Origin of the sequence: Egicoccus halophilus (assembly GCF_004300825.1) — a bacterium.
Classification (GTDB): domain Bacteria; phylum Actinomycetota; class Nitriliruptoria; order Nitriliruptorales; family Nitriliruptoraceae; genus Egicoccus; species Egicoccus halophilus.
On sequence record NZ_CP036250.1, the window covers coordinates 2,266,852 to 2,291,425 of the forward strand.

At 71.8% G+C, this 24,574-nt stretch carries 27 protein-coding genes; 12 read left to right on the plus strand and 15 right to left on the minus strand.

Going from position 1 to position 24,574, the window contains the following annotated elements; genetic code table 11:
• Positions 1–45 precede the first annotated feature (45 nt).
• The 5 genes from ELR47_RS10105 (at position 46) to ELR47_RS10125 (ending at position 3,564) form a co-directional block, all read left to right on the plus strand.
• Positions 46–873 (plus strand): hypothetical protein, encoded by an 828-nt coding sequence (locus tag ELR47_RS10105; RefSeq protein ID WP_130649787.1) that lies wholly within the window; start codon positions 46–48, stop codon positions 871–873.
• 116 nt (positions 874–989) lie between these two features.
• Positions 990–1,361 (plus strand): SET domain-containing protein-lysine N-methyltransferase, encoded by a 372-nt coding sequence (locus ELR47_RS10110; RefSeq protein ID WP_130649788.1) that lies wholly within the window; start codon positions 990–992, stop codon positions 1,359–1,361.
• 141 nt (positions 1,362–1,502) lie between these two features.
• On the plus strand, positions 1,503–2,429 hold the full coding sequence (locus tag ELR47_RS10115; RefSeq protein ID WP_130649789.1) for an ABC transporter ATP-binding protein: 927 nt from the start codon (positions 1,503–1,505) through the stop codon (positions 2,427–2,429).
• Positions 2,426–3,289, plus strand: coding sequence for an ABC transporter permease (locus ELR47_RS10120; RefSeq protein ID WP_130649790.1), 864 nt, complete (start codon positions 2,426–2,428; stop codon positions 3,287–3,289). Before ELR47_RS10115 ends, ELR47_RS10120 begins: the two co-directional genes overlap by 4 nt.
• 65 nt (positions 3,290–3,354) lie before the next feature.
• On the plus strand, positions 3,355–3,564 hold the full coding sequence (locus ELR47_RS10125; protein WP_130651318.1) for a helix-turn-helix transcriptional regulator: 210 nt from the start codon (positions 3,355–3,357) through the stop codon (positions 3,562–3,564).
• A gap of 211 nt (positions 3,565–3,775) precedes the next feature.
• Here the strand turns inward: ELR47_RS10125 and ELR47_RS10130 are convergent, their stop codons facing one another.
• From ELR47_RS10130 to ELR47_RS10140, 3 genes are all read right to left on the minus strand, one after another.
• Positions 3,776–4,771, minus strand: coding sequence for a vWA domain-containing protein (locus tag ELR47_RS10130; protein WP_130649791.1), 996 nt, complete (start codon positions 4,769–4,771; stop codon positions 3,776–3,778).
• Positions 4,698–5,402 carry a VWA domain-containing protein gene (locus ELR47_RS10135; protein WP_130649792.1) on the minus strand — a complete coding sequence of 235 codons (705 nt, stop codon included), beginning with the start codon at positions 5,400–5,402 and terminating at the stop codon, positions 4,698–4,700. The genes ELR47_RS10130 and ELR47_RS10135 overlap by 74 nt, the downstream gene beginning before the upstream one ends.
• A 146-nt stretch (positions 5,403–5,548) precedes the next feature.
• Entirely contained in the window at positions 5,549–6,349 is an 801-nt protein-coding gene (locus tag ELR47_RS10140) for a hypothetical protein (protein ID WP_165403990.1), read from the minus strand.
• 294 nt (positions 6,350–6,643) lie between these two features.
• On the opposite strand from ELR47_RS10140, the gene ELR47_RS10145 reads away from it, so the two are divergent.
• A complete protein-coding gene (locus tag ELR47_RS10145) occupies positions 6,644–8,098 on the plus strand; it encodes a sugar porter family MFS transporter (RefSeq protein ID WP_130649794.1) in 1,455 nt (484 codons plus the stop codon).
• A gap of 4 nt (positions 8,099–8,102) precedes the next feature.
• Here ELR47_RS10145 and ELR47_RS10150 read toward each other — a convergent pair whose 3' ends face one another.
• Complete coding sequence (locus tag ELR47_RS10150) at positions 8,103–8,288, minus strand: hypothetical protein (RefSeq protein WP_130649795.1); 186 nt, start codon at positions 8,286–8,288, stop codon at positions 8,103–8,105.
• 610 nt (positions 8,289–8,898) lie between these two features.
• Here ELR47_RS10150 and ELR47_RS10155 point away from each other — a divergent pair.
• Positions 8,899–10,542, plus strand: a complete 1,644-nt coding sequence (locus ELR47_RS10155) for a sensor histidine kinase (protein ID WP_130649796.1) — start codon at positions 8,899–8,901, stop codon at positions 10,540–10,542.
• An 18-nt stretch (positions 10,543–10,560) separates the two neighbouring features.
• Here ELR47_RS10155 and ELR47_RS10160 read toward each other — a convergent pair whose 3' ends face one another.
• The 10 genes from ELR47_RS10160 to ELR47_RS10205 form a co-directional block, all read right to left on the minus strand.
• Positions 10,561–11,478, minus strand: coding sequence for a type II secretion system F family protein (locus tag ELR47_RS10160; protein ID WP_130649797.1), 918 nt, complete (start codon positions 11,476–11,478; stop codon positions 10,561–10,563).
• Between the two features lie 34 nt (positions 11,479–11,512).
• Complete coding sequence (locus ELR47_RS10165; protein WP_130649798.1) at positions 11,513–13,426, minus strand: type II secretion system F family protein; 1,914 nt, start codon at positions 13,424–13,426, stop codon at positions 11,513–11,515.
• Complete coding sequence (locus tag ELR47_RS10170; RefSeq protein ID WP_130649799.1) at positions 13,423–14,865, minus strand: TadA family conjugal transfer-associated ATPase; 1,443 nt, start codon at positions 14,863–14,865, stop codon at positions 13,423–13,425. Before ELR47_RS10170 ends, ELR47_RS10165 begins: the two co-directional genes overlap by 4 nt.
• Positions 14,862–16,061 carry a CpaE/TadZ family protein gene (locus tag ELR47_RS10175; protein ID WP_130649800.1) on the minus strand — a complete coding sequence of 400 codons (1,200 nt, stop codon included), beginning with the start codon at positions 16,059–16,061 and terminating at the stop codon, positions 14,862–14,864. The genes ELR47_RS10170 and ELR47_RS10175 overlap by 4 nt, the downstream gene beginning before the upstream one ends.
• Positions 16,054–16,860 carry a Flp pilus assembly protein CpaB gene (cpaB, locus tag ELR47_RS10180; RefSeq protein WP_130649801.1) on the minus strand — a complete coding sequence of 269 codons (807 nt, stop codon included), beginning with the start codon at positions 16,858–16,860 and terminating at the stop codon, positions 16,054–16,056. The genes ELR47_RS10175 and cpaB overlap by 8 nt, the downstream gene beginning before the upstream one ends.
• An 11-nt stretch (positions 16,861–16,871) precedes the next feature.
• A complete protein-coding gene (locus ELR47_RS10185) occupies positions 16,872–17,903 on the minus strand; it encodes a pilus assembly protein TadG-related protein (RefSeq protein ID WP_130649802.1) in 1,032 nt (343 codons plus the stop codon).
• The gene (locus ELR47_RS10190; RefSeq protein ID WP_240730392.1) at positions 17,891–18,193 is read right to left on the minus strand and encodes a TadE family protein; all 303 of its coding nucleotides are present in this window, start codon (positions 18,191–18,193) and stop codon (positions 17,891–17,893) included. Before ELR47_RS10190 ends, ELR47_RS10185 begins: the two co-directional genes overlap by 13 nt.
• A 62-nt stretch (positions 18,194–18,255) precedes the next feature.
• The gene (locus ELR47_RS10195) at positions 18,256–18,405 is read right to left on the minus strand and encodes a Flp family type IVb pilin (RefSeq protein WP_130649804.1); all 150 of its coding nucleotides are present in this window, start codon (positions 18,403–18,405) and stop codon (positions 18,256–18,258) included.
• 78 nt (positions 18,406–18,483) lie between these two features.
• Entirely contained in the window at positions 18,484–18,681 is a 198-nt protein-coding gene (locus tag ELR47_RS10200) for a Flp family type IVb pilin (RefSeq protein WP_205745186.1), read from the minus strand.
• Positions 18,682–18,874: 193 nt separating this feature from the next.
• Positions 18,875–19,552 carry a response regulator transcription factor gene (locus tag ELR47_RS10205; RefSeq protein ID WP_165403991.1) on the minus strand — a complete coding sequence of 226 codons (678 nt, stop codon included), beginning with the start codon at positions 19,550–19,552 and terminating at the stop codon, positions 18,875–18,877.
• A gap of 139 nt (positions 19,553–19,691) precedes the next feature.
• On the opposite strand from ELR47_RS10205, the gene ELR47_RS10210 reads away from it, so the two are divergent.
• Positions 19,692–20,141, plus strand: a complete 450-nt coding sequence (locus tag ELR47_RS10210) for a hypothetical protein (RefSeq protein ID WP_130649806.1) — start codon at positions 19,692–19,694, stop codon at positions 20,139–20,141.
• Positions 20,142–20,144: 3 nt separating this feature from the next.
• Here ELR47_RS10210 and ELR47_RS10215 read toward each other — a convergent pair whose 3' ends face one another.
• The gene (locus ELR47_RS10215) at positions 20,145–20,639 is read right to left on the minus strand and encodes a hypothetical protein (protein WP_130649807.1); all 495 of its coding nucleotides are present in this window, start codon (positions 20,637–20,639) and stop codon (positions 20,145–20,147) included.
• A gap of 106 nt (positions 20,640–20,745) precedes the next feature.
• On the opposite strand from ELR47_RS10215, the gene ELR47_RS10220 reads away from it, so the two are divergent.
• The 4 genes from ELR47_RS10220 to ELR47_RS10235 all read left to right on the plus strand — a co-directional run bounded on the left by ELR47_RS10220 (position 20,746) and on the right by ELR47_RS10235 (position 24,494).
• Positions 20,746–21,894 (plus strand): ABC transporter ATP-binding protein, encoded by a 1,149-nt coding sequence (locus ELR47_RS10220; protein ID WP_205745187.1) that lies wholly within the window; start codon positions 20,746–20,748, stop codon positions 21,892–21,894.
• A complete protein-coding gene (locus ELR47_RS10225) occupies positions 21,891–22,619 on the plus strand; it encodes an ABC transporter permease (RefSeq protein WP_205745188.1) in 729 nt (242 codons plus the stop codon). The genes ELR47_RS10220 and ELR47_RS10225 overlap by 4 nt, the downstream gene beginning before the upstream one ends.
• Positions 22,616–23,359 (plus strand): ABC transporter permease, encoded by a 744-nt coding sequence (locus tag ELR47_RS10230; RefSeq protein WP_130649808.1) that lies wholly within the window; start codon positions 22,616–22,618, stop codon positions 23,357–23,359. Before ELR47_RS10225 ends, ELR47_RS10230 begins: the two co-directional genes overlap by 4 nt.
• Positions 23,360–23,444: 85 nt before the next feature.
• Complete coding sequence (locus tag ELR47_RS10235; protein WP_130649809.1) at positions 23,445–24,494, plus strand: ABC transporter substrate-binding protein; 1,050 nt, start codon at positions 23,445–23,447, stop codon at positions 24,492–24,494.
• Positions 24,495–24,574: the final 80 nt, after the last annotated feature.

Sequence of the window (24,574 nt, forward strand, 5' to 3'; positions counted from 1 at the left end):
GCTCCGGGGGCGACCACGTCACGGTCGTCACTCGGAGGTCGGGACATGGGACGTCGTCGTCTGTTGTTGGTGGTCACCCTGTTGATCGGCATGGTGGGCTCGGTGGGCACGGGTGCGTCCGCGAGCACCGCGGCCCGCGGCAGCTTCTCGTGGAACGACCCGGATCCGGCTCTGGTGACGGCCTCGGTCGCCGCCGGCCGGGACGAGCTGTGGGTCCACGTGCGGCCGGGGACGGTCCGCTCGGGTGGGTTGCGCGCGACCGCAGCAGCCGGCCAGCGCGCCGGAGTCCGGGTCGCGGCGCTGGGCGGCGACCCGAACTGGGCCGACCGGGGACGCGCCGCCGCGCTGGCGTGGGTGTCGGAGGTGGCGGCCGCTGACGGCGTCGATCACGTCGTGCTCGACATCGAGCCCTACCTGCTGCCGGAGTGGTCGCGCAGCGCCAGCTCGCAGCGCAAGCTCGTCGATCGGTTCGTCGGCACCCTGGCGGAGGCGAAGAAGCGCGCAGGCAGCGACCAGCTGACGGTCGCGATCCCGTTCTGGTTCGACGAGATCCCCGCCTCGACGGGACGGGGCACGCTGCTCGACCAGGTCGCCGCCGTCGCCGACGGCCTGCTCGTCATGGCCTACCGCGACACGCCGCAGGCGCAGGTGCAGCTCGTGGGGGAGGAGCGGCGGGTCGCCGCGGCGACCGGCACCCGGCTGTGGGTCGCCCTCGAGTTGACGGCCCAGGACCCGGCGTACATCAGCTACCACGGACGCCCACGCGCCGAGGTCGACCGGGCCGTGGCACACCTCGAGAGCGCCCTGGGCGAGGACCGGATGTTCGCCGGGACCGTGCTGCACACGCTGGAGGCCTACCAGGCGATGCGCTGAGCTCCGGTCGCCGCAAGCGTCAGGGGAGACGACCTCCCGCGTCGAGTACCGTGCGCCGGCCCACCGAGGACGTCGATGGGCCGGCGCAGTGGTCGCGGTGGTCGGAGGTCGACAGCGTGTACGAGGTCCGCGAATCAGCCGTGGCGGGGCGGGGACTATTCGCCACCGAACACATCCCGGCCGAGACGATGCTCATGCAGGCGCCGGTGCTGGTCGTCCCGGGGGAGCAGCGCGCCGCGCTGCGCGAGACGCGGGTCGACGACTACGTCTACGAGTGGGACGACGACGGCTCCGCCGGGCTGGTGCTCGGGGTGTCGTCGATGTGCAACCACGCCAGCGACCCCAACGCCTACCTGTGGCTGGTGCCCGACACCGAGTCGGCCGAGCTGTGGTCGGTGCGCGCGATCGCCCCGGACGAGGAGATCACGGTCTCCTACCGCGCCGAGGGCGGGGGCGACCTCTGGTTCGACGTGGTCGAGGACGCCTGACCGGGAGGACGGCGCAGGACGGGCCGGCGTCGGCGCCGCCCGTCGCGCCGTGACGGCGTCCGTCGATCCTTGCCGTTGTGTATAAGGTCTGCTACACCTTGTTGTATTCCAAGGATTCGTCGAGCGCAGGGAGGTCCACGCATGCCGGCCGGGGGAGCGGTCATCGAGGTCCAGGACCTGCGGATGCGTTACGGGGACCGCGACGTGCTCGACGGGGTCGATCTGGCGGTGGGACGCGGCGAGGTCGTCGTGCTGCTCGGCCCCAACGGCGCGGGCAAGACCACCACCGTCGAGGTGCTCGAAGGGTTCCGTCGCCGGTCGGGGGGACAGGTGCGCGTCCTCGGTGTCGATCCGGATCGGGCGGACGAGGCCTGGCGGGCACGCGTGGGGACGGTGTTCCAGTCCTGGCGCGATCACGGACGCTGGCGGGTCGACGAGCTGTTGCGGTTCCTCGGTCGCCACTACGCGCCCTACGCCACCGCCGAGCGCCGACGCCCCCGCCACGTGGACGAACTGCTCGCGATCGTCGGGCTCGCCGGCCAGGCCCGACAGCGGGTCAAGCAGCTGTCCGGCGGCCAGCGGCGGCGACTCGACGTCGCGATCGGACTCCTCGGCCATCCCGAGCTGCTGTTCCTCGACGAGCCCACCACCGGCTTCGACCCCCAGGCGCGGCGGGACCTGCACGAGCTGCTGCACCGGCTGGTCGACCTCGACGACACCACCATCGTGCTGACGACCCACGACCTGCACGAGGCCGAACAGATCGCCGACCGCATCGTGATCCTGGCCCGGGGGGTCGTGGTCGCCGAGGGCTCCGCGGACGAGCTCACCCGCCGGATCGACGCCAGCACGGAGGTGCGCTGGTGTGTCGACGGGATCCGGCACGTGCACGTCACCGACGACGCGGCCCGCTTCGTCGCCGAACTGGAACGGCAGCACGGCCGGCTCGAGGACCTGCAGGTGCGGCGACCGTCGCTGGAGGACGCCTACCTGCACCTGGTCGAACAGGCCGAGCGCGCCGCGGTCGAGGCCGCCGGCGTCGTGCCACTGGGAGGAGGCAGCCGATGAACCCCGTGATCCACGCCGTCCGCAGCGGCGTCCGTCGAGGCCTGCTGGAGTTCCGCTACCTGCTCACCGATCGCAGCGAACTCTCGAGCACGGTGTTCTACGGCCTGATCCCGCTCGGGTTCCTGCTGTGGTTCTCCGTCTCCGGCGAGGCGCTGGACATCGGCAGCGAGACCTTCCCGGTGGCACGCTTCGTGGCGCCGGGCATCTATGCGATGGTGATCAGCTTCTCCGTGCTCGGACCGATGTACGTGCTCGCCACCGAGCGCGAGGACGGCACGTTGCTGCGCTCCCGCACCGTTCCGCACGGGTTGGTCAGCTACGTGGTCGGCAAGATCGTCGCCGTGCTGTGCGAGACGCTGTTCGGCCTCGCGCTGGTGCTCGGGCCGGCGCTGCTGTTCATCGACGGGCTCGCCGACGTGGCGGTGAGTGGTTGGCTGCGGTTCCTGCTCGTGCTCGCCCTGGGATCGATCGCGATCCTGCCCCTCGGGGTCCTCGTCGGTGCGCTGCTGCGGACGCCCAAGGGCATCTTCAGCTTCGGGCTGGTCGGGATCGGGGTCCTGACGTGGTTCTCGGGACTGATCCAGCCGCTGCAGACCTTCCCGACCTGGGTCCAGCAGGTGGCCCAGGTGTTGCCGTTCCACTGGCTCGGGCACGGCATGCGGCACGCATTGCTGCCGGACACGCTGCGGACGGTCGAGCTCGGCGGCGTCTGGCGGCCGACGACGGCACTGCTGGTGCTCGGTGCCTGGGCGATCGTCGGACTGGTCTGCGCTCCCTGGGTGCTGCGCCGCACGGCTCGCCGCGAGTCCGGCTCACGCGTCGAGGCCCGGCGCCAGGCCGCACTGCAACGCACCGCTTGAGACGAGACTCCGTCGGACCCGTGGGAGGCGACGTGGCCGAGACGACGATCCACAACCGCATCGCGATGTTGCGCACCGAACGGGGCATCTCGCGGCGCGAGCTCGCCGACGCGCTCGGCGTGCACTACCAGACGGTCGGCTACCTCGAACGCGGCGAGTACAACCCGTCGCTCGAGCTCGCGATGCGCATCGCCGAGTTCTTCGAGGTGCCGGTGGAGGTGGTGTTCTCGCTGCGCCCCTTCAAGCGCATCGGGGAGCAGGACAGCGTCGCCTGACGGCGCGACGACCGCTTCCCCACGTTTTCTCTCTTTCCCCCATAAGCTACATTACGTAAACCTGCGTCGAGAGGTACGCGTCGTCCACTTCCCCCCGCCACACCGATGTCGTTTCCCACGCTGTCGGATTCCGTCCCGGTCTCGGTGCCGTTGTGGATGGCCGTCGGCGCCGGCGCCGGCGACTTCGCCCGACGGGTGGTCGAGCACCTGATCACGGCTCGACGTACGCGCGGCGCTGCGGCGTAGCGCCCTGAAAGGCGCTGCGGGCGGCTTCGACGAGATCGGCGAGCCCGCCGTCGGTGCGCTGGGCGACCTGTTCGAGGTTGACCAGCGCGTGCGGCGAGCCGCGCAACGCCTCGACGAGCGCCGCCATCGCCGCGGCGTCGTCGAACGTCGGCGAGGTCGCGTCCTCGGTGGCCAGCGACGCCGGCAGCGCCACCTCGCGTTCGGTGACCTCGCCGGTGTCCGGGTCGGCCCAGCGCAGCGCGACCGTGCCGAGGTCGCCGTCGGCGCCGCCGCCCTCGACGGCGAGGTCGAGCTCGTACAGCGCGGTCACGGCGTGGCCGGCGCCGAGGTAGGCCCCGCTCACCGCGTCGTCGCGGAAGTCCTCGGCCGCCAGCGCGCGCGACTCGTAGCCGATCAGCCGCCAGGACCGGACGGCTCCCGGGTCGAAGCTGACCTGGGTCTTGACGTCGTGGGCGACCGGCCACAGCAGCGGCAGGTCGCGGTCGAACAGCCGGTCGGCCTGCGCGCTGCGCTCGACGTAGGCGTAGGTGCCACCGGAGACGTTGGCGAGGGTGGACAGCAGCGCGTCGTTGTAGACCTCGCGGCCGATGCCGACCGTGTGGGTCACGACCCGGGCCGGTCCGTCGATGCGGTCGAGTTCCTCGAGGATGCGGTGCGGGTCGGTGACGCCCTCGTTCGCCATCCCGTCGGCGAGGACCACGACCGACGAGTGGTCGCCCGGCCGATGACCGGCGGCGGCGGTCTCGTGGCCGAGGACGACCCCCGCGCCGGTGTTGGTCGATCCCTGCGGACGCAGCCCGGCCAGCACGTCGCGGACCCGGCCGAGGTCGCTGGTGTGCCCGAGCGCCAGCGTCGCGTCGTCGGTGAAGGTCACGACCGCCACCTGGTCACGGGCGTCGAGGCGGTCGAGGAACTCGTCGAGGACCCGCACGACCGTGCCCAGCCGGTCGTCGTCCGCCATCGAGCCCGACACGTCGATCGAACGTCAGCGACGCCGGTGGCCGCTCCCCCACGCCGTCGGTCGCCCGCAGTCCGATCCGCAGCAGGCGGGTGTCGCCCGGCGCCTCGGGCCCGGTCTGCCACCACGGGGTGCCGGCGTCGGCGTGCACCGCCCAGACCTCGTCGCCCGCCGGCGCCGGATAGGCGTGGTCGAGCGCGTTGATCCACTCCTCGGCGCGGATGCCCTCGACCGGCGGGAGCACGCCGGCGTCGAGCCAGGACTGCGCGAGCCGGAACGCGCCGACGGTCGCGTCGGTGCGGAAGGTCGAGGCCGCCTGCTCCGCGGTGGGCCGCCAACCGGAGACGCCGTGGTCGTCGAACACCACGCTGGCGATCCCGGCGATCCCGCCGGCACGGTCGGTCCCCTCGGTGTCGGTGTCCGCGTCCTCGGCCGCCGACGTCGGCGTGTCCGCCCCGGCCTCGGGCGCCGGTTCGATCTCCAGGGTCGCCGATCCGGCGCTGTCGAGCGCTCCCGCGCTCGCGGGGAAGGCCGTGTCCGTCGCGGTCCCGGCGGCGTCGTCACCGCCGCAGGCACTCGTCAGCAGACCGATCAGGGCGAGGGCGGCGAGAACCGGGCGGGTCGTCCAACGCATGCTCGTGGTCCTTGTCGGCGTACGCAGTCGGACGCCATCCGACGCCCAGGGGTTCCCGCCGGTGGCCGTTCGCGGCCCGAAAGGATCCGGCGCGACGGACGGCGTCCGGCCTGTGGCCGGACGCCGTCCGTCGATGCGCGTGGTGCTCAGCCGAACACGCTGATGACGGCGTCGCGGACCTCCTTGGCGATGTCACGCGACGCCCGGATGACGTCGATCGTCCGCTGGCGAAGGTCGGAGAAGTTGACGTTGTCACCGGTGTAGAGGTCGACGCGTTCGGCGTGCTGGCCGATGGCGAGCGGGAACAGCTGCTGGTGGATCTGTCGGCCGTACGAGGCGCACGACAGGTCCGCCACCGAGCAGCGGGTGGGATCGGCGAAGACGTTGGAGACCATGATCGCGCGGTCCTGGGCGTCGACGATCACCGCCAGGGTCCGGCCCCGGAGCGCGCCGGTCCAGTTGTCGTTCCTGGTGAACGAGTCGACGACGAGCCGCCCGTCGCGGTACAGCGTCGCGTTGGTCTCCATCCGCTTGCGGAAGCCCACGTCCTGGTACAGCCGAGCGGTGAGGGATCCGGTGCGCTTCTGCGGCGCCGGGATGTTGGTACCCGACGCCCAGACCGGACGCCGCTCGGCGTTGTAGATCACGAGGTTGCGGTCGTCCTGCAGGTCGAAGTACGAGCCAGGGTGCTGATGGGTCCCGGTCGCCCACACCGGCCGGTTGAGCGTGTCGTAGAGCACGAAGTTGCCGTCCGCCTGCATGTCGGCCCGTACCGGCCGGTCCAGCGCCGGTCGGTTCCAGGTGTGCGTCGCCCAGACCGCGGCTCCACCAGCGGTCGGGTACAGCACGAGGTTGCCGTCGGTCTGCATGACCAACCGGTACTGGCCGTTGTTCGAGCGCAGTTCCTGGCCAGCGTGGAGACGCTCGCCACCCTTGAGCACTGCCATGTGATGCCCCCTGTGCATGGCCGCACGGCACGACCGTGCGGCGCGTCGAATTGCCCCGGTCGAGGTCGCACGGGCGGCAGGGAAGTCCCCACTCCCCCGGTCCCGATGTCGCGAGCCCCGTCGGTGCGAGCCCCCTCGCACCGCTGTGACTCTCCGCGCATTCTCGCCTGTCGTCAAGCCCCGGATCGGTCGAACCAACGGTGTCATGGCCGGACGGACCGCTCCCTGCGCACCACACGCTTCGCGTCCTCGTAGCGTTGCCGCCCCGAAAGGCCCGCCTGACAAGGACCGGACGTGTCGCGAGCGACCGCCGACGGCTACTCGCCAGCCCGCGCCATCCTGGTCTCCAGTGTGGCCGCGCTCGGTGGCTTCCTGTTCGGCTACGACACCTCGGTGATCAACGGCGCGGTCGACGCGATCCAGTCCGAGTTCGGCCTCGGCAGCCTGTTCACCGGCTTCGGCGTGGCCTCGGCGCTCATCGGCTGCGCCGTCGGTGCCTGGTTCGCCGGTGCGCTCTCCGACCGCTACGGACGCGTGCGGGTGATGCTGGTCGCGGCGGCGTTCTTCGCCGTCTCGGCCATCGGGTCCGGGTTCTCCGTCGGCGTCGCGGACCTGATCGTGTGGCGCCTGATCGGCGGGTTCGGCGTCGGGACCGCGTCGGTGATCGCGCCGGCCTACATCGCCGAGGTCGCGCCGGCGCGTCTGCGCGGGCGGCTCGGGTCGCTGCAGCAGCTGGCGATCGTGCTCGGCATCTTCGCGGCGTTGGTGGTCAACGCGTTCCTCGCCGACACCGCCGGCGGGGCGCAGGAGTCGTTGTGGTTCGACATCGCGGCCTGGCGCTGGATGTTCATGGCCGAGCTGGTGCCAGCCCTCGCCTACGGCCTGCTGGCGCTGCGGATCCCCGAGTCGCCGCGCTACCTGGTCGCCAAGCGGCGGTTCGACGAGGCCGCCGACGTGCTGACCGAGGTCATCGGGATCCAGGACACCGACGGCAAGATCGCCGACATCCGCCGCAGCCTCGAGCGCGAGGACCGCCCGAGCATGCGCGACCTGAAGGGCAAGCGGCTCGGGCTCAAACCGATCGTGTGGGTCGGCATCGCCCTGTCGGTCTTCCAGCAGGCGGTCGGCATCAACGTCATCTTCTACTACTCGACCACGTTGTGGCAGTCGGTCGGCTACGAGGAGGGCGACGCGTTCTTCACGTCCGTACTCAACTCGGGCGTGAACGTGGCCGCGACCCTGGTCGCGATCGCGATCGTCGACAAGGTCGGTCGCAAGCTGCTGCTGTTGGTGGGCTCGGCCGGCATGGCGGTCAGCCTCGGCGCGATGGCGCTCGCGTTCAGCCAGGCCGTCGGTACCGGCGACGAGGTCAGCCTGCCCGACCCGTGGGGCACGGTCGCGCTGTTCGCCGCCAACGGCTTCGTGATCTTCTTCGCCGCGTCGTGGGGCCCGGTCGTGTGGGTCCTGCTCGGCGAGATGTTCCCCAACCGCATCCGTGCCGCCGCGTTGGCCGTGGCTGCCGCCGCGCAGTGGGCCGCCAACTTCCTGGTGTCGATGACGTTCCCGGTGCTCAGCCAGGAGATCGGCCTGACGTTCGCCTACGGCATGTACGCGACCTTCGCGGCGCTGTCGTTCCTGTTCGTGTGGTGGAAGATCAGCGAGACCAAGGGCATCGAGCTCGAGGACATGTCCGAGGACGTGCCGAGCCGCCCCCGCCGTGGCCGAGGTGCCGCGAGCCCGGGCGGCTGAGGGATCAGGTGGTCGCGAGCGCGACGGCGAGGACGCGATCGAAGCGGCGGCCGGCCTCGGCGGCACCGACGGCGGCGGCCAGCTCGCGATACAGGCGAGGCAGGCCGTGCGCGAGCCCGAGGGTGTCACCGCGCAGGTCGGCCGACCGGAGGCGGTCGGCGAGGACCTCGACGGACCACTGCTCGTGCACGGCACAATCCTCCCGCTCGGTCTGCACGTCCCGTCGGCCGACACCGTCCGCGCCCAAGGGCGACGTCGGGTTCCCCGCGGCTACGTCGTGACCTCGGTCGCGGTCGGGCGGCCGTCGGCGTGCGATGCCGCTGCGCGCCCTTCCCGACGGGAACTCCTGCCCGTTCGCCGTGGACTCGCGCCGGTCGAGCGGGCTAGGAATGCCGACGTCGCGTGTGAAACTCGAAGGAGGTTCGAACCGTGAGCACCCTGATGCCCCTGCTGGTGTTCTTCGCCGTGCTCACCACCTTCGCTGCTGCTGCGCTGCTCACGCTCGAGTTCGCGCAGTGGCTCGCCACCAAGCTGCCCTGGTAGCGATCGCCGGGACGGCCCGCGGAGTCGGTGGGGTCGGCGGCGCCCGCCCTCCTTCGTGGTCCGCTCGGAGAGCCGAGCGCGCGGCGTGTGAAGAACCCGTGAAATGGTTCGCACCGCACACAAGTGCGTGGGATCCACCGTAGCCTTCGCCTCGGCGGAGGCAGTCGCGCGCCTTCCGCAACTCGCGGGTGGATCGGACGAGCATGGCTGCGCGAAATCGAAGACAACGCAGCGCGTCTGCTCGGGCGCACAGCGCGATGTACCGGGGTGCCGACCGGCGATCGTTGCTCGACGCCGGACCGCTTGGTGAGGGGCTCACCACCACACTGGTCCTCAGCAGCCTCGTGGCCGCGTCGCTGCTCGTCGCCGGCGTCTCCGTCGCGCTCCCCGCGCCGCACGTCGCGGACCCCCTGCACCACCAGTTGCGGATCGTCGCGCCGGTCCTCGGCCTGCTCTGCGCGCTGCTGTGTCACCTGCGCTGGCGTCTGGTCGGCGACGCCGCGGCGGTGTGGTTGTCGGCCACGCTGGTGGTCTGGAGTCTGGCCGTGGGAGCCGAGGCAACCGCGGCAGCCGCCGTGACGCCGCACCCGCTCGCGGTCTGGGCGCGGCCGACGGGCCTGCTCGTGGCGGTGGTCCTGGCCGTCCTCGGGCTCCGCTCCCCCGACATCGACGCCGGTCTGCGTCCGCGTCGGGTGCTGGGGCTGGCCGTCGGTGCGGTCGTCGCCGGCTCGTTCGCGGGGGCGTGGCTCGCCGGGAGCCTCGACCTGGCTCCGCCCGCGGTCGGCAGCGGCCTCGACCGTGCCTTGGCGCTCGGCAGCGTGCTGATCGGCGCCGGCCATCTGCGGCGGGGACGGGGTCTGGGGCGCCCGCTGCTGGCCTGGTTCGGGGTCGCACTGTTGCTGCTCGGGTATGCCCACCTGCTGGGTGTCGCGCCGGGCAATCCGGCGTGGCAGGACCTCGGGCGGCAGTTGTTGCAGCTCACGGCCGTGCTCGCCGCGATCGCCGGAGCAACGGTGGCGTTGCTGCACGCCTACCAGGCGCAGGGTGGGCGACTGCTGGAGGCCGAGGCGCAGCGCCTGGCCGCGCAGGACCGGGTCGAGGTCGACCACGCAAGGCAGGCCGAGCGCGCCCACGAGGCGCGCAACGCGCTGGCCGCCATCCAGGGCGCCACGCATGCCCTGCAGGCCTACTCGGATCGGCTCGCCGACGTTGACCGCGAGCAGCTCACGGACGCGGTGAACGCCGAGATCGCCCGCCTGCAGCAGCTGGTCTCGCCGTCGGCGCCCGAGGCGCCGCGCGGCCGCTTCCGCCTGTCCGAGGCCATCGCGGCGGTCGTCACCTGCGAGCGGTCGCTGGGTGCCTGGATCGAGGCCGACGTCGCCGACGACCTGGTCGCCATCGGCAGTCCGACCGACACTGCGGAGGTGGTGCAGAACCTGCTGCAGAACGCCCGTCGGTACGGTCGCGGACCGATCCGACTCTCGGCGCAGCTCGACGACGAGCACGTCGTCCTGCGGGTCCGCGACGAGGGTCCGGGCATCCACCCCGCCGAGCGGACACTCGTGTTCGAACGTGGCGGCCGGGGACGCAGCGGTGCCTGTCGTCCTGGCAGTGGGCTGGGTCTGTACCTGTCGACGCAGCTCATGCACGCCCAGGGCGGCACCCTCGCGCTCGAGGACTCGCCCCCCGGTTCCGGCGCCTGCTTCCGGCTGCGCTTCCCCGGCTTCCGCGAGGCGAGGGACGTCGTGTCCGCCGCGGGGGACGACGCGGCAGTGCCGTCGCCCGGCCCCGGGCGGATGTTCCTCGTCCCTGCCGCGCCTGCGGTCCCCGTGCCGTCCGAGGACACGGAGCGGTCCGCGCTCACCGCCGAGCCGCACCTCGACGGTCACCTCACCGGCTGATCGGCGACCTTCAGCGCCTCACAGCCCGGAGAACATGCGGGCCATCCGGAACGCCGCCGGGCCCAGGATGGCGATGAACAGGGTGGGCAGGATGAAGACGATCATCGGGAAGACGATCTTCACCGGGATCTTCATCGCGTGCTCCTCGGCGCGTTGCCGTCGCTTGGTCCGCTGTTCGGCAGCCTGCGTCCGCAGCACGTCCGCCACCGGGATGCCGTAGCCCTCGGCCTGCACCACGGCGTTGACGAACCGGCGCAGTTCCTCGTGTTCGACCCGGGTCGCCAACGCCCGCATGGCCCGCGACCGCGGTGCGCCCATCTGCACCTCCTGCAGGGTCCGGACCAGTTCGTCCGCCAGCGGACCCGAGCCGTTCGCGGCAGCGCGCGCCATGGCGGCGTCGAAGCCCAGACCGGCCTCCACCGCGATCGTCATCTGGTCGAGCGTGTCGGGCAGCGCGTTGCCGATCTCCTCGCGGCGCTTCTCCGCCGCCGAGTGCAGCAGCAACTCCGGCAGGAAGAAGGCCAGCGCGGTCAGCCCCGCCCAGGCCAGGGCCCACACCAGGCTCGCGCGTGCGGCGAAGAAGAGCAGGCCGAGCCCGAAACCCGCGGCACCGCCCACGAACTTCGCCACGATGACGCGCTCGATCGGCCAGCCCTCGGGCCGACCGGCCAACATCAGCCGCCGTTCGAGCGACTCGAGCCAGGCGTACGGCAGCAGCCGCCGACCGAGGTCGGCCGCCCGCGTGAGCAGCGGTCGCACGGCACGGTCGTGTGCCGAGCGCTGCAGTTGCGCCGCGCGCAGGTCGACGGGACCGGCCCCGCCGGCGAGGACGGCACGGTCGATCGTGGGAGTGGCCCCCGCACCGCTCAGCGCCCACCACAGCAGGGGCAGGGACACGACGACGGCGACGGCGGCGAGGACGACCAGAGCAGGCATGGGTCAGGCTCCCGGAGCTTGTGAGGGGAACGGCCTAGAAACGGAACTTGACGAGCGCCCGCATCCACAGGGCGCCGATGGTGATCATGGTCAGGGCGATGCCGATGACCAGCCACCCCACGACACCCCCGGCGTACAGTTCCGACATGTAGCCGGGGTTGACGAGCGAGAGCAGCAGGCTGACCACGAACGGCAGGGCGATCAGCACGTAGGTCGACATCCGACCCTCGGCGCTGAGCGACTTCACCTGGCGGCGGATCTGGTTGCGTTCCCGGATCGTCTCCGCGACGGTGTCGAGGACGTTGGCGAGGTCGCCGCCCACCTCGCGGTTGATCGCGATGGCCTGGGCGACCCACGAGAAGTCCTGGCTCTGCATGCGTTCACCGAGGGCGTGCAACGCCTCGTTCATGTCGCGACCGAGCCGGGTCTCGACGACCAGCCGGTTGAACTCCTCGGCGGCCGGGCTCTCGGCCTCCCGCGCGACCGAGTCCACCGCCTGCATCAGGCTGTAGCCGGCCCGCAGACTGCCCGACAGCAACTGCAGGGTGTCGCCGAGCTGGTCACCGAACGCCGCCTGCCGCTTGGTCGCCTTCACGTTCAAGACCGCGCGGGCCCCGAGCCCGACCAGCACGCCGAGCAGCACCCCGAGTACGACGTTGGCCAGCAGGGTGCCCAGGATCGCGCCGGTGACGCCGAGCGAAACGGCGAGCACGAGGAACTCGCCGGGACGCAGGTTGACGCCTGCCCGCTCGAGCGCCTGGTTCAGACCCGAGCCGGCGTCGTGCCGCTGCAGCGACCGATCGGCGAACAGGGTGGCGCGGTTGGCGAGGTCGCCCAGGCCGCCGTGATCACCGCGCGCCCGATGTGCCGCACCGGCGATCTGGGATCGCCGGAGACGCGGCAGGCCGACGATCACCCCGATGGTCGTCAGGGCGACGAACCAGGCGGCGAGACCGCCGTAAAGCACCGTCCGTCCGACACCGGCTTCGACGACGACGGTCGACACGGCGGATTCCGGCGCGGCGGCGGGCTCGGGCGCGGCGGGCAGGTCGAAGCTGCGCTCGGTGTCGAGTCGGGCCCCGTCGACCGCGACGCTCAGCGCCACGACGGTGGTGCCGTGGGCGGCGGAGTCGTAGGCGAGCGTGTAGCGGCTGGTGAGCTCACTCGCGAGCTCCTCGTACACGGCCGTGAGCGCCGCCGCGTCGTTCGCGGCCTTCAGCGCCCCGTCGGTCGCGTCGGTCATCGTGCGCAGCGCATCGTGGTCGCTGAAGGCGGTCCGGTACGCCACGCCGTGCAGCGTCACGCCGCGCTCGACGAGCAGGTCGCGGGTGGCGTCGAGCGTGCGGGCGCTGGCGTTGTCCTCGCCGTCGGTGAGCAGGACGATGGTCCGTGCGGCGTCCGGGTCGTCGCCGGGGAACAGCTCCGTCGCCGTGGCGACCGCGTCGTACATGGCGGTCGAGCCGCCGGCCTGCAGCTCCGCGATCGTCACCTGCTGTGCTTCGCGCGTGGCGTCGAAGTCGCTGACGACGGTGGCCTGGGTGTCGTAGGTGACCAGCGCCACCCGGGCGTCCGCGGGCAGTTGCTCGAGGAAGCTCGTCGCCGCGCCCTGTGCGGCCGTGAGCGGTTCGCCCGCCATGCTGCCGGTGACGTCGAGCAGCAACACCACCTCCAGGTCGGCGGTGCCCGCCAGATCGACCGAGATGATCTCGCGGTCCTCACCGGCCTCCGCGACGGCGAAGGCGTCCGCCGTGAGCACCTCGCCGCCGCCAGCCGGGACGGCCACCGTGAGCTCGACCAGCGGGTGGGCGGCCACATCCGCCGCCTCGATGCGCAGCTCGGCGTCGGTGCCCGCGGTCTCGCCCTGCTCGGCGGCCGACGCCGTCACCGGGAGGGCGATCACGCCGACGAGCAGGGCGATCGGCACGAGCCGCCAGCGGGCGGGCCTCATGCCGACGGCCGAGCGTGTTGGCCGGCCAGAGCGTCGAGCGGGGCACCGAACACCGACGGCGGCACGACGATGCCGTACTGCTCGAGCCGCTCGGTGAAGCGCGGCCGGATGCCGGTCGGACGCTGGTGGCCGCGGAAGCGGCCGTCGGCGTCGATGCCGGCGGCATAGTCGAAGGTGAACACGTCCTGCAGCGTGACGACCTGCCCCTCCATGCCGTGCACCTCGGTGACGTGCGTGATGCGGCGGCTGCCGTCACGAAGGCGCGTCACCTGCACAATGAGATCGACCGCGGCCGCGACCTGCTCGCGGATGGCACGGACCGGCAGGTCCATGCCCGCCATCAGCACCATCGTCTCGAGTCGGGCGATGGCATCACGCGGGGTGTTGGCGTGCACGGTCGACAGCGAGCCGTCGTGACCGGTGTTCATCGCCTGGAGCATGTCCAGCGCCTCGCCGCCGCGGGTTTCACCGACGATGATCCGATCGGGGCGCATGCGCAGCGAGTTGCGTACCAGGTCGCGGATGGCGATCTCACCGCGGCCCTCGAGGTTCGGCGGACGTGACTCCAACCGGACCACGTGGTCCTGGTGCAGCTGCAACTCGACCGCGTCCTCGATCGTGACGATGCGCTCGTCCTCGGGGATGAACGACGACAGCACGTTGAGCAGCGTGGTCTTGCCGGTGCCCGTGCCGCCGGAGACCAGCACGTTGAGGCGACCGCGGACGCACGCGTCGAGCAGTTGGGCGACCGACGGGGTCATGGTGCCGAAGCTGATGAGGTCGTCGACACCGAACGGGTCACGCGAGAACTTGCGGATGGTCAGCGAGGGTCCGTCGACCGCCAGCGGCGGCACGACCGCGTTGACGCGGGAGCCGTCGAGCAGACGGGCGTCCACCATCGGCGAGGACTCGTCGATGCGTCGCCCGACCTGCGAGACGATCCGCTCGATCACCCGGCGCAGATGTTCGTCGGAGACGAAGCGGGACGCGGTGCGCTCGAGCTTGCCGCCACGCTCGACGTAGATCGCGTCGTCGCCGTTGACCATGATCTCGGTCACGGCGTCGTCGTCGAGGAACTTCTGCAGCGGCCCGTAGCCGAGGATGTCGTCGCTGATGTCCGCCGCGAGCCGGTGGCGCTCGGCGGGCGTCAACGGGATGCGCTCGCCGTCGACGACCTCGGCGAGCTCGGTGCGCACCGACGCCCGCAGCTCGTCCTCGCTCAGCGACGAGTCGTACAGCCGGGCGCCGAGACGGGCGAACAGCTGCACCTGGGCGCGCTGCTTGATCTGCGCGAGCGGGTCGACGACCTCGGTGACGACGGTCCTGGGCAGAGCCGGCGGCGGTGGCACCGCCGGCCGCGCGACCGCCGCGACCGTGGGCGGCGTTTCGGGCGCCGACGCGTGGTCGTCGAGTGCCTTCAGTCGCTGTCCGAGCTTCATCGGAACATCCTCCGTCGACGGCTGGGCTGAGCGTCGGCGACCGCCGTGTCGGCGGTGAACCGGTGGACCAGAGCCCCGAACTGCTTGGCCACCGGCGAGCGCGGCTCGGACTCGACGACCGGGGAGCCCTGGTTCACCGACAGCGGCACGAGGCGGGACGAGGGCACGGCGACATCGACCGGGAGACCGACGGTGGCCTCGACGTCCTTGATGTCGAGGCCGACCTTGGCATCGGCCCGGTTGATGACCAGGTGCCGTCGCTGGTGGGTCATGCCGAGCTGTTCCAGCGCGTCGATCTCCTTGCGCAGGCTGCGGACGCTCGGGACGTCCATGGCGCACACGAACACCAGGTCCGTGGAGATCTCGATGACGGACAGCGCGTGCTCGGTGATACCGGCACACGTGTCGACGACCACGTAGGGGAACTCGGACGCCAGCGTCTGCACCATGGCGCGAGCCCGTTCGGCGGTCACCTCTTCCCCCTCGGCAGGCGACTCGGGGCCACAGAGGCACCACAGGTCGCGCACGTGCGGGGTGAGGAACGACTTCAGTGCCAGCGCGTCGTCGCCGACCGGGGACCGGGCGGCGTCCACCAGCGAGTGCTGGGGCGTCAGCCGCAACGCCGTGGCGACGTCACCGAACTGCAGGTCGAGATCGACGATGGCCGTCGAGTCCGGCGCCTCCAGTGCGAGGCCGAGGGCGAGGTTGGTCGACACGGTCGTCTTGCCCGAGCCGCCCTTGGGCGACAGGACGGTGATGATGCGCCCGCCCGTGGCCTCCTCCTCGACACCGACGAGGTTGCGGCGTCGCCGTTCGGCCACCTCTAGGGCGCGCTCGAACGCGCCCCGCACGTCGGCGTCCAGTGCGTCGGGCGCGAGGACGTCGCGGATGCCGGAACGCAGCGCCTGTTCCCACAGTTCGGTGCTCGGCTCGCTGACGAGGAGCACGCTGATCTCGGGTCGTTCGAGCTCGAGCTGGCGGGCGGCCGCGAGTGCGTCGTCCACCGACAGGCCCGGCCCGAGCGCGACGACGTCGGGCCGGTCGTCGGCGAGTTGGTGCAGGAGCGAGCCGTCGACGGACGTCGCGTCGGCGTCCCAGCGGCGCAGATCACCGTTGAGCGTGCCGTCGAACGCCTGCCGCAGCCGCTGTTCGTAGCCCGGGTGGGGGGTGGCAAGGAAGATCCGCAGGTCAGTCATCGAAGATGTTCCTCGGGGTGCGAAGTCGGCCGTCGTCCTCGGAGGCGCCCTCGGACTCGGCCGAGAGCCAGATGGTTCCGTGCTCGGCCGCGAAGACGACGCGTTCTGCCTGCGGCGTGGCGACGGCGAGTGTCACGAGCAGGTTGCCGGTCGGGGCGAGCTCCGGACCGCTGGACGCCGTCCCTGCCTCGTCGGTCTCGGCGGCCGGCATGGAGGGGAGCTGCTCGACCTGGACGTTGGTCACCAGCAGCTTGTGCAGGATCAGCTTGGTGGTCTCGGCCAGGTGCTGGCGCAGGTCGTCGGACGACTCCGAGGCGATCTGCTCGTCGCTCCGCTCGTCCTCGAGGGAGAACGAGGCGAAGAGCCCGACCGTGTCCCCCGGTGTGAGTCGTCCCCCGACCGCCCGCTGTGGCTCCAGGGAGATCGTCACCTGCTGCATCCCGTCGGGGACCTGGACCTCGCTCTGTTCGGCGAGGGCGGTCGGCGTCAGGAAGCGCGAGCGCACCAGCTGTTCGCCGGCGACGAGGTCGACCGCCGCCACTTGGCCCTCGACGTCGGTGAGCTCGTCGATGCTGCCGTCCGCACGGACCTTCAGCGGGACCCGCTCGAGCGCGACGAGGTCGGCGAGGTCCTCGGCGGCGGTCGCCTGGACGACGTCCTCGCGCAGGACCAGGACCTCGACCAGTTCCTCACCGGCCAGCGCGCGGTCCTCGGCTCCCCGGACGTAGGCGACCAGCAGCGTGGTCCCCATGGTGGCGAGCAGGACGGCGGCCACCACGCCCAACACCTTGCGCAACATCGATGGTTCTCCTAGTTGGTGAGCGAGATGACGGTGGCCCCGTAGCTGGGCACACTCGGCCCGGCGACGACGCCGTCGAGCGAGACGAAGTTCGTGAAGTAGCCGCGGAGACACGTGGCGGATCCCGGACAACTCCCGGACCAACTGACGACGCGTCCATGGGCGGGATTGCTCGGTGAGGGACCACCGTTGACGCTGTAGCCGAGGAGCCGGAAGGCGCCGAAACCGACGATCTGGTAGCTGCCGGTCGAGCCCTGGTTCTTGTACTCGCCGAAGATGGGTACGAGCACCGTCTGGTTCGTCGTCACGATGTTGTGGAGCATCGCGTAGAGCTGGTTGACGCCACACGGACTGCTGCCGCCGATGTCCGGCGTGTTGCCGTTCGCGCCGGGCATCCAGTTGCCAACGTCCATGGTGGCCTGGCAGTTGCCGTCCGCACTGAGGAACCCGAAGCCTCCTGGCGGCGGATCACCGGCGCCGGGGTTGCTGCAGTCGATACCCGGCGTGACGTGCCCCGGTGGCACACCGATGCGCAGGATCTGGTCTGGGGGGCCGGAGGGCAGCACCGTGCCGTTGCTGGTCATGGTGTTCCAGGCATGCCCGCAGATGGCGAGCGGGATCGTGGTCCCACTGCCGATGTTCCCCCAGGTCACGCGTGCCGTCGCCGACGTGGCGTACCCATTGACACCGAGGACGCCGGCGAAGATCGACGGCAGCTGACCGGCGGCTGCCAGCGAGCCGGTTCGGGCGGTGACCTGGACGCTCGAGGACGTCGTCACGAAGTCCGACGGACCGACGAAGGCGCCGCGCGGGTTGTTGTCGTTGGCGTACTGGCGGGCGGTCGCGTAGGCGGTGCCTCCGCTGCCGCTGGCGAGGTCCCGGGCCGCGGCGAGCGCGGCGGCGTCGGCGCCGTTCTGCAGTTGTCGGCGCTCCCAGTACAGGTTGCCCACGTCGAGCACGAGGGCGAGCATGCCGACGAGGACCACCAGGACGACGGCGGTCACGACGGCGATGGCGCCGTCCTCTTCCTTCAGCCGTTGCATCGCATCACCGCATCGCCGGTGACCGTCCGGGAGCCCGGGAGGATCACGAAGGTGTAGGTGGACTGCAGCCGCACGCGGGCGCGACCGGCCGCGTTCGGGCACGCCGTCACGGTCGGGAAGGTCGGCGCCGACGTCGCGGGCGCGTTGAAGGCCGTGGTTGCGACGGTGACGGGGTTGCCGCTGCTGAGCGCGGCGGCCCGGACGCCCTCACGGGCGGCGTGCGTCGCGGTGATCTGCGCGTTGAACGCGAAACCGAAGTCGACGATGCCGCCGATGATCAGGATCAGCACCGGCAGCAAGACGGCGAACTCGACCGCCGAGGAACCGCGTTCGCTACGGAACCGTCGCCCCTTCACGGGAACATCGCCTGGACGACGGTGTAGAGCGCCGTTGTCCGCCCGCCGAACTGGCCGACAGCCAGGGCGGCGACGGCCGCGATCCCAGCAAGCAGCAGGCCGTACTCCGCCATCTGTGCTCCCGACTCGTCCTCGATGCGCCTCATCACGCGACCCCTCGTCCGTTTACCCCGAGACACCGGTGGCGATGGCTGCGCCATCGCCACCGGTGCTTCAGATCGATGTCAGGGGATGATGCCCTGGAACATCGTCGCAATCCGGCCACCGAGGGCAAGGGCGGCGCCACCGACGACGACGGCGATGCCGACGACGAGCAGGCCGTACTCGACCATCGTCGCGCCCTCTTCGTCGTTGGTCATCTCCAGCATGCGGGAGAAGTCGCCGCGGAGGATCTGGATGGTGAGCATCAGCTTGTCGAACATGTCTTGCTCCGTTCCCGGTCGTGGCGTCTGCCCCTTGCGGACGCCGTCTGACAGGAGGGAGCATGCGGGTTCGGGCCATCCGCCTTCATCGCCAAATCTGATGAAAGCGCGCCAGTCCTCCGGCCCTCGCCGAGCAGCAGCGGTCGAGGACTGCCAGGAGGCACCGTCGCCGGTTCTCCGTGACGCGGGTTCGTTAGGGCCGCCAGCCCTGGCGTCGGGCCAATGCCACGGCCGCGAGCTGCGAGTTGACGCCGAGCTTCTGCAGGACGGCGCGGACCTGGGAGCGGACGGTGGCGACCGACACGAACGACGTGGTGGCGATCTGCTCGACGGCGACCCCGTCCATGAGCGCCGCGAGTACCTCGCGCTCCCGCGGCGTCAGGTCCTGGAACGGCAACAGGCGGTCCCGGTCGGCGTCCCGGGCCCGTCGCAACCGCACGAGGTGCTCGACCCGCTCGTCGGAGGTGAGCAGCGTGCCGTTGGCCACGACCCGGCCGACGGCCGCGACCAGGCTCGTGAACGGCTCGGACTTGGCGACGATGCCGACGGCGCCGGCCTCGACACACTCGGCGAGGCGGATCGGGTCGCGCACTCCGGTCAACATCACGACCGCCGCCCCGCCCGCCCGGATCGGCTCGATCAGCGGCAGGCTGCTGCCGATGTCGCCACCGAGGTCGAGGTCCAGTAGCACCGCTTGCGGGCGGTGCTCGTCGACGCACGTCAGCACCGCGTCCTCTCGCAGTTCGTCGCAGATCACCGGCCGCAGTCCGTCCGCGCGTAGGGCGTAGCCCAGGCTCTGTGCCAACAGGCCGTGGTCGTCCACGATCACGACGACCGGTCCGCTGCCCTCGTCCCCTGCTGCGCCCGCCACCCGGCACGCCTTCCTGTCACCGCGGACGCCGTCCCGCGGGCGTCCGCCCTCGTGGTCACGGGCCGCCACCGGTAGGGTCCGACCGCGCTTCATCCAAATGGAGGATGCGCCCACCCTAGGCCCGTGGTGGAATGCCTGCATGACCTGTGACCCGCGCGCGGACGACGCCGCGTACCGCGACGCGCCGGAGACACCGGCTCCCCGTCGCTGTCCGCAGGAGGAGCGGAACGACGATTCCCCGGCGGAGGTGCTCGTCCAGCTCGAGCCCCGGGTTCTCGCCGACACCCTCGGCCTGGTGCTGCGCGGATCCGGTCTCCGCGTCACGGTGAGCGTCGAGCCGGCGGAGACGGACGGTTCCGAGAGCGCGGCCACGCCCTTCCGGCTCGCGGTCGTCTCGGACGGTCGTGTCCCGCGGCTGCCGGCCGAGCACACGATCGTGCTCGACGAGGCCGGCACGCCCGTGTCGGTCGACGGCCGGACGCCGGCGTCCTCGGCGGCGACGCCGTTGGAGGACCTGCTCGCGCTGGTCGAACGCGTCCTCGCGGACGACGGACCGCCGCTCACGCCCGCTGACCGCACGACGCCCTGACCCTCAGGCATCCGTGGGGAGCGCGAGTTCACGGCCGTCGGGGGCCTTGAGTTCGAGGTTGTCGAAGCTGGCGAACAGGTCCAGCTCGAGGTCGTCGCCGCGGACCGCGATCGTCAGGGTGTGGCGGGTGCCGTCGCCGGTGGTGGCGCGACCCTCGAGGCTGAACCTTGGCCCCCACTCCCCCGGCCCGGGCTCGGGACGACCGAACAGCGGCGAGTCCACCCGCAACCCGCCCAGCGCCGCGGCCACGTCGACCAGCTGGCCCTCGTCGAAGGTGTGCAGCTGCCGACGCCCGTCGTCGGCCGTCGAGCGCAGCGACGCCAGCACCGTCGACACCGGGTGCACCAGCAGCTGCACCCGCCGGTCGTCCACCTCGCCCCACGGGTAGCGGTCCGCGTCCAGCTCCAGCGTGGCGGCCAGCACCCGGTAGCGGGTGTCGAGCTCCAACCCCCACAACCGCGCGCCGACGAGCGCGTCCTCGAGCGCCTGTACCGACACGTGCGCGCCTCCCTCGACCCGGCGGACACCCGGCCGGGGCGACCGTAGCCTCGAACCACCCGCTGTTCGCCTAGGGTCCACGCCCTCGAGTCCACGGGAGCACCGCGTGCCCTCCACCGTCCCGGCCCGCCCGTCGCCGGCCGCCGGCACGCCGCCGGACGCGATGATCGCGCTCGAGGGCCTCACCAAGCGCTTCCCCGGGAGCACCGCCCCGGCCGTCGACGGTCTCGACCTCGCCGTCCCCCGGGGCGAGCTGGTGGTGTTCGTCGGACCCTCGGGGTGCGGCAAGACCACCACGCTGAAGATGATCAACCGCATCATCGAGCCCAGCGCCGGGCGGGTCGTGCTCGACGGCACCGACGCGACCGAGCGTCCCGCCCACGAGCTGCGGCGCGACATCGGCTACGTCATCCAGCAGATCGGGCTGTTCCCGCACAGGACGATCGCGCAGAACGTCGCGACCGTCCCGCGACTGCTCGGCTGGGACAAGGACCGCATCGCCGCCCGCACCGACGAGCTGCTGTCGCTGATGGACCTCGACCCCGAGCTCGCCGGGCGCTACCCCATGGCGCTCTCGGGCGGCCAGCGCCAACGGGTCGGGGTCGCACGCGCGCTCGCGGCCGACCCGCCGGTGCTGCTGATGGACGAGCCCTACGGCGCGGTCGACCCGCTGGTGCGTGGCCGACTCCAGGACCAGCTGCTCACCCTGCAGCGCGAGCTCGGCAAGACGATCGTGTTCGTCACCCACGACATCGACGAGGCGATCAAGCTCGGGGACCGCATCGCGATCCTCAACGTCGGCGGCGTGCTCGAGCAGTACGCCACGCCGGCCGAGCTGCTCGGCGCGCCGGCCAACGACTTCGTGCGCTCCTTCCTCGGCGAGGAACGTGGCCTCAAGCGCCTGTCGTTGCTCACCACCGGCGACACCGACCTCGAGCGCGGCCCGGTCGTCGACGCGACGGCCAGCGCCGAGCAGGCCTTCCGGGTCGCCACCGCCGAAGGGGTCGACTGGGTCGGGGTGCTCGACGGGTCCCGCCTGCGCGGCTGGTTGTGGACCGCCGACCTCGATCCGGTCCGCGTTGTCGGGGACCACGACACCCACCCGTTCTGGGTCGTCATCGACCGCGACACCTCGCTGCGCGGCGCGGTCGACGCGATCGTGACCACCGCCAACCAGGTCGCCGTCGTCGTCGACGGCGAGGACTACCTCGGGATGCTGTTCCTGCGCGACGTCGTCCGACAGCTGGCCTCGTGAGTCCCCCGGCGGCACTGCGCGGCCAGTCGGCACTGCGCGGCCAGTCGGGCCTGCTCGGCCAGTCGGGACGGCCGCTGTTCGAGTGGGACTGGGTGGTCGCCAACCGCGAGGCGATCTGGGAACAGACCCTGCAGCACCTGTACTTCACCGTCGTCGCGGTCGGCATCGGGCTCGTGCTCTCGCTGGCGTTGGCGCTGGCGGCGCTGCGCTGGCGTCGGCTGCTCGGACCGATCCTCGGCTTCGGCGGGGTGCTCTACACCATCCCGTCGCTGGCGCTGTTCGCCCTGCTGGTGCCGTTCCTCGGTATCAACGACCGCGTCGCGATCATCGCGCTGATCACCTACACGATCCTGATCCTGGTGCGCAACATCGTCGCCGGCATCGACGGGGTCCCGGCCGAGGTGCTCGAGGCCGCCGACGGCATGGGCTACCGGCGCGGGCGTCGCTTCCTGGAGATCGAGCTGCCACTGGCCCTGCCGGTGCTGGTCGCCGGCCTGCGGATCGCGTCGGTCACCGTCATCGGCCTGGTCACGGTGACCGCCCTGCTCGGACGCGGCGGGCTCGGGTCGTTCATCCTGCGTGGGTTCCGGACCCTGCCGCCGTTCCCGACCATGATCGTCGTCGGCACGCTGCTCTCGGTCGTGCTCGCGATCGTGATCGACCTGCTGCTGCTCGGCGCGGAGCGGGCGTTGACCCCCTGGGCGCGCCGGAAGTCGCCGGCATGACCGAGCTGTTCGGCGAGACCCTGGCGTGGTTGGCCGACCCCGCCCGCTGGCAGTGGGGCGATCCCGCCGGCGTGCCCTACCGCACGCTCGAGCACCTGTGGGTGTCGCTGGTGGCGATCGTGCTCGCGGTCGCCGCCGCCGTCCCGCCGGCCCTGGTGCTCGCCCACCGGCGACGGGCCGAGGCGCTCGCGTCGGCGGTCGTCAACCTCGGTCGGGCGATCCCCTCGTTCGGCCTGATCGTGCTGTTCTGGCTGCTGGCCACCCGCACCGGGTGGGTCGGCACGCAGTTCTGGCCGCTCGTGCTGGCACTGACGGCGCTGGCGATGCCGCCGGTGTTCACCAACACCTACACGGCCGTGCGCGGCGTGGACCCGGCCACGGTCGAGGCCGCCCGCGGCATGGGCTACACCGAGCGGCAGGTGCTGCGTGAGGTCGAGCTGCCGCTGGCCAGCCCGGTCATCCTCGCCGGCGTGCGCATCGCGTTCGTGCAGGTGATCGCCACCACCGCGATCGGCGCGATCGTCACCAACGGCGGCGGGCTCGGACGCTACGTCGTCGACGGCTTCGCCCGCGGGGTGTCCGGACGCCCGATCGTGCTGGCCGGGGCGCTGCTGCTCGCCGGGCTGACGCTGGTGGCCGACGCGGCCTTCACCCGGCTCGAACGGCTGCTGGTCCCCGACGGGGTCCGCGACGACGCCGGGCTGGCCGACGTCGCCAACCGGGCCGGCGCCGCCGGCTGATCCGAACGCCACCCGTCGTGGTGCCGCCTCGTCGACCCGCCCCCGACCGCTCCCTAGGCTTCGACCACCTTCCCAGGAGATCCGCATGCGCACTGCCTCGACCCGTGCCCTGACCCGCCGACCACGGGCGACCCGGGCGCTCGCCCCGCTGCTCGCCGTCGGCCTGGTGCTCGCCGCCTGCGGAGGTCAGGGCGAGGACGCCGACGAGACACCCGACGCCCAGACCGGTGATCCCGCCGAGGAGCCGGCCCCCGACGACGGCGACACCGCACCCGAGGACGGGACCGACGACGACGCGGCCGCACCACAGGAGGTCGAGGTGCCCGACGGTCCGGAGATCGTCGTGTCCTCGTTCAACTTCCCCGAGTCCACCATCCTGGCCGAGATCTACGGCCAGGTGCTCGAGGACCGCGGCTACCCGGTGGGCCGCGAGCTCGACCTCGGGGCGCGGGAGCTGATCTTCCCCGAGCTCTCGGCCGGCAACCTCGACCTGCTGCCCGAGTACCTCGGCTCGGCACTGGTGGTCGGGTTCGGCGAGGAGGCGCCCGAGGACGTCGACCGCGGCGTCGAGGCCCTGCGCGACGCGTTCGAGGCCGACGGGGTGAGCGTGCTCGAGCCCGCCCCGGCCGAGAACGCCAACGCGTTCGTCACCTCCGACACCTTCGCCGACGAGCACGGCGTGTCGACCCTGGAGGACCTCGCCGACGTCGGCACCATCACCTTCGCCGGTCCGCCCGAGTGCGAGGAGCGCGACACCTGCCTGCTCGGACTCACCGAGGGCTACGGGCTCGACGTCCAGTTCGAGTCGATCCAGGAGGCCGGTGCCCGGCTGGCCGCCCTCCAGGCGGGTGACGTCGACCTGATCCTGCTGTTCTCCACCGACGCGGTGCTCGCCGACGAGAGCCTGGTGCACCTCGACGACCCGGACGCGATCGTGCCGCCGGAGAACATCGTCCCGGTCGTGCGCACCGAGATCGTCGACGCCTACGGCGACGACCTGGTCGGGCTGATCGACGACGTCAGCAGCTCGATCACCACCGAGGTCCTGATCGAGCTCAACACCCGGGCACAGGAAGGGCTCGCCCCCGACCAGATCGCCGGGGACTGGCTCGCCGAGCAGGGCCTGGTCGGCTGACGCGGAGCACCGGCGGCGGAGGCGTCTAGGCTCGGTGCGTCCGCCGCCGTGGGAACGTCCCCGTCGCGGCGGCAGCCGGA

Excerpts from the sequence above, each read along its gene's own strand:
- ELR47_RS10155 (WP_130649796.1), top strand. The coding sequence starts at position 8,899 with ATGTACCGGGGTGCCGACCGGCGATCGTTGCTCGACGCCGGACCGCTT.
- ELR47_RS10120 (WP_130649790.1), top strand. The coding sequence starts at position 2,426 with ATGAACCCCGTGATCCACGCCGTCCGCAGCGGCGTCCGTCGAGGCCTG.
- ELR47_RS10235 (WP_130649809.1), top strand. The coding sequence starts at position 23,445 with ATGCGCACTGCCTCGACCCGTGCCCTGACCCGCCGACCACGGGCGACC.
- ELR47_RS10105 (WP_130649787.1), top strand. The coding sequence starts at position 46 with ATGGGACGTCGTCGTCTGTTGTTGGTGGTCACCCTGTTGATCGGCATG.
- ELR47_RS10230 (WP_130649808.1), top strand. The coding sequence starts at position 22,616 with ATGACCGAGCTGTTCGGCGAGACCCTGGCGTGGTTGGCCGACCCCGCC.
- ELR47_RS10165 (WP_130649798.1), bottom strand. The coding sequence starts at position 13,426 with ATGAGGCCCGCCCGCTGGCGGCTCGTGCCGATCGCCCTGCTCGTCGGC.
- ELR47_RS10125 (WP_130651318.1), top strand. The coding sequence starts at position 3,355 with ATGTTGCGCACCGAACGGGGCATCTCGCGGCGCGAGCTCGCCGACGCG.
- ELR47_RS10185 (WP_130649802.1), bottom strand. The coding sequence starts at position 17,903 with ATGCAACGGCTGAAGGAAGAGGACGGCGCCATCGCCGTCGTGACCGCC.
- cpaB (WP_130649801.1), bottom strand. The coding sequence starts at position 16,860 with ATGTTGCGCAAGGTGTTGGGCGTGGTGGCCGCCGTCCTGCTCGCCACC.
- ELR47_RS10210 (WP_130649806.1), top strand. The coding sequence starts at position 19,692 with ATGACCTGTGACCCGCGCGCGGACGACGCCGCGTACCGCGACGCGCCG.
- ELR47_RS10140 (WP_165403990.1), bottom strand. The coding sequence starts at position 6,349 with ATGGCAGTGCTCAAGGGTGGCGAGCGTCTCCACGCTGGCCAGGAACTG.
- ELR47_RS10135 (WP_130649792.1), bottom strand. The coding sequence starts at position 5,402 with ATGCGTTGGACGACCCGCCCGGTTCTCGCCGCCCTCGCCCTGATCGGT.
- ELR47_RS10160 (WP_130649797.1), bottom strand. The coding sequence starts at position 11,478 with ATGCCTGCTCTGGTCGTCCTCGCCGCCGTCGCCGTCGTCGTGTCCCTG.
- ELR47_RS10195 (WP_130649804.1), bottom strand. The coding sequence starts at position 18,405 with ATGAGGCGCATCGAGGACGAGTCGGGAGCACAGATGGCGGAGTACGGC.
- ELR47_RS10200 (WP_205745186.1), bottom strand. The coding sequence starts at position 18,681 with ATGTTCGACAAGCTGATGCTCACCATCCAGATCCTCCGCGGCGACTTC.
- ELR47_RS10175 (WP_130649800.1), bottom strand. The coding sequence starts at position 16,061 with ATGACTGACCTGCGGATCTTCCTTGCCACCCCCCACCCGGGCTACGAA.
- ELR47_RS10115 (WP_130649789.1), top strand. The coding sequence starts at position 1,503 with ATGCCGGCCGGGGGAGCGGTCATCGAGGTCCAGGACCTGCGGATGCGT.
- ELR47_RS10130 (WP_130649791.1), bottom strand. The coding sequence starts at position 4,771 with ATGGCGGACGACGACCGGCTGGGCACGGTCGTGCGGGTCCTCGACGAG.
- ELR47_RS10170 (WP_130649799.1), bottom strand. The coding sequence starts at position 14,865 with ATGAAGCTCGGACAGCGACTGAAGGCACTCGACGACCACGCGTCGGCG.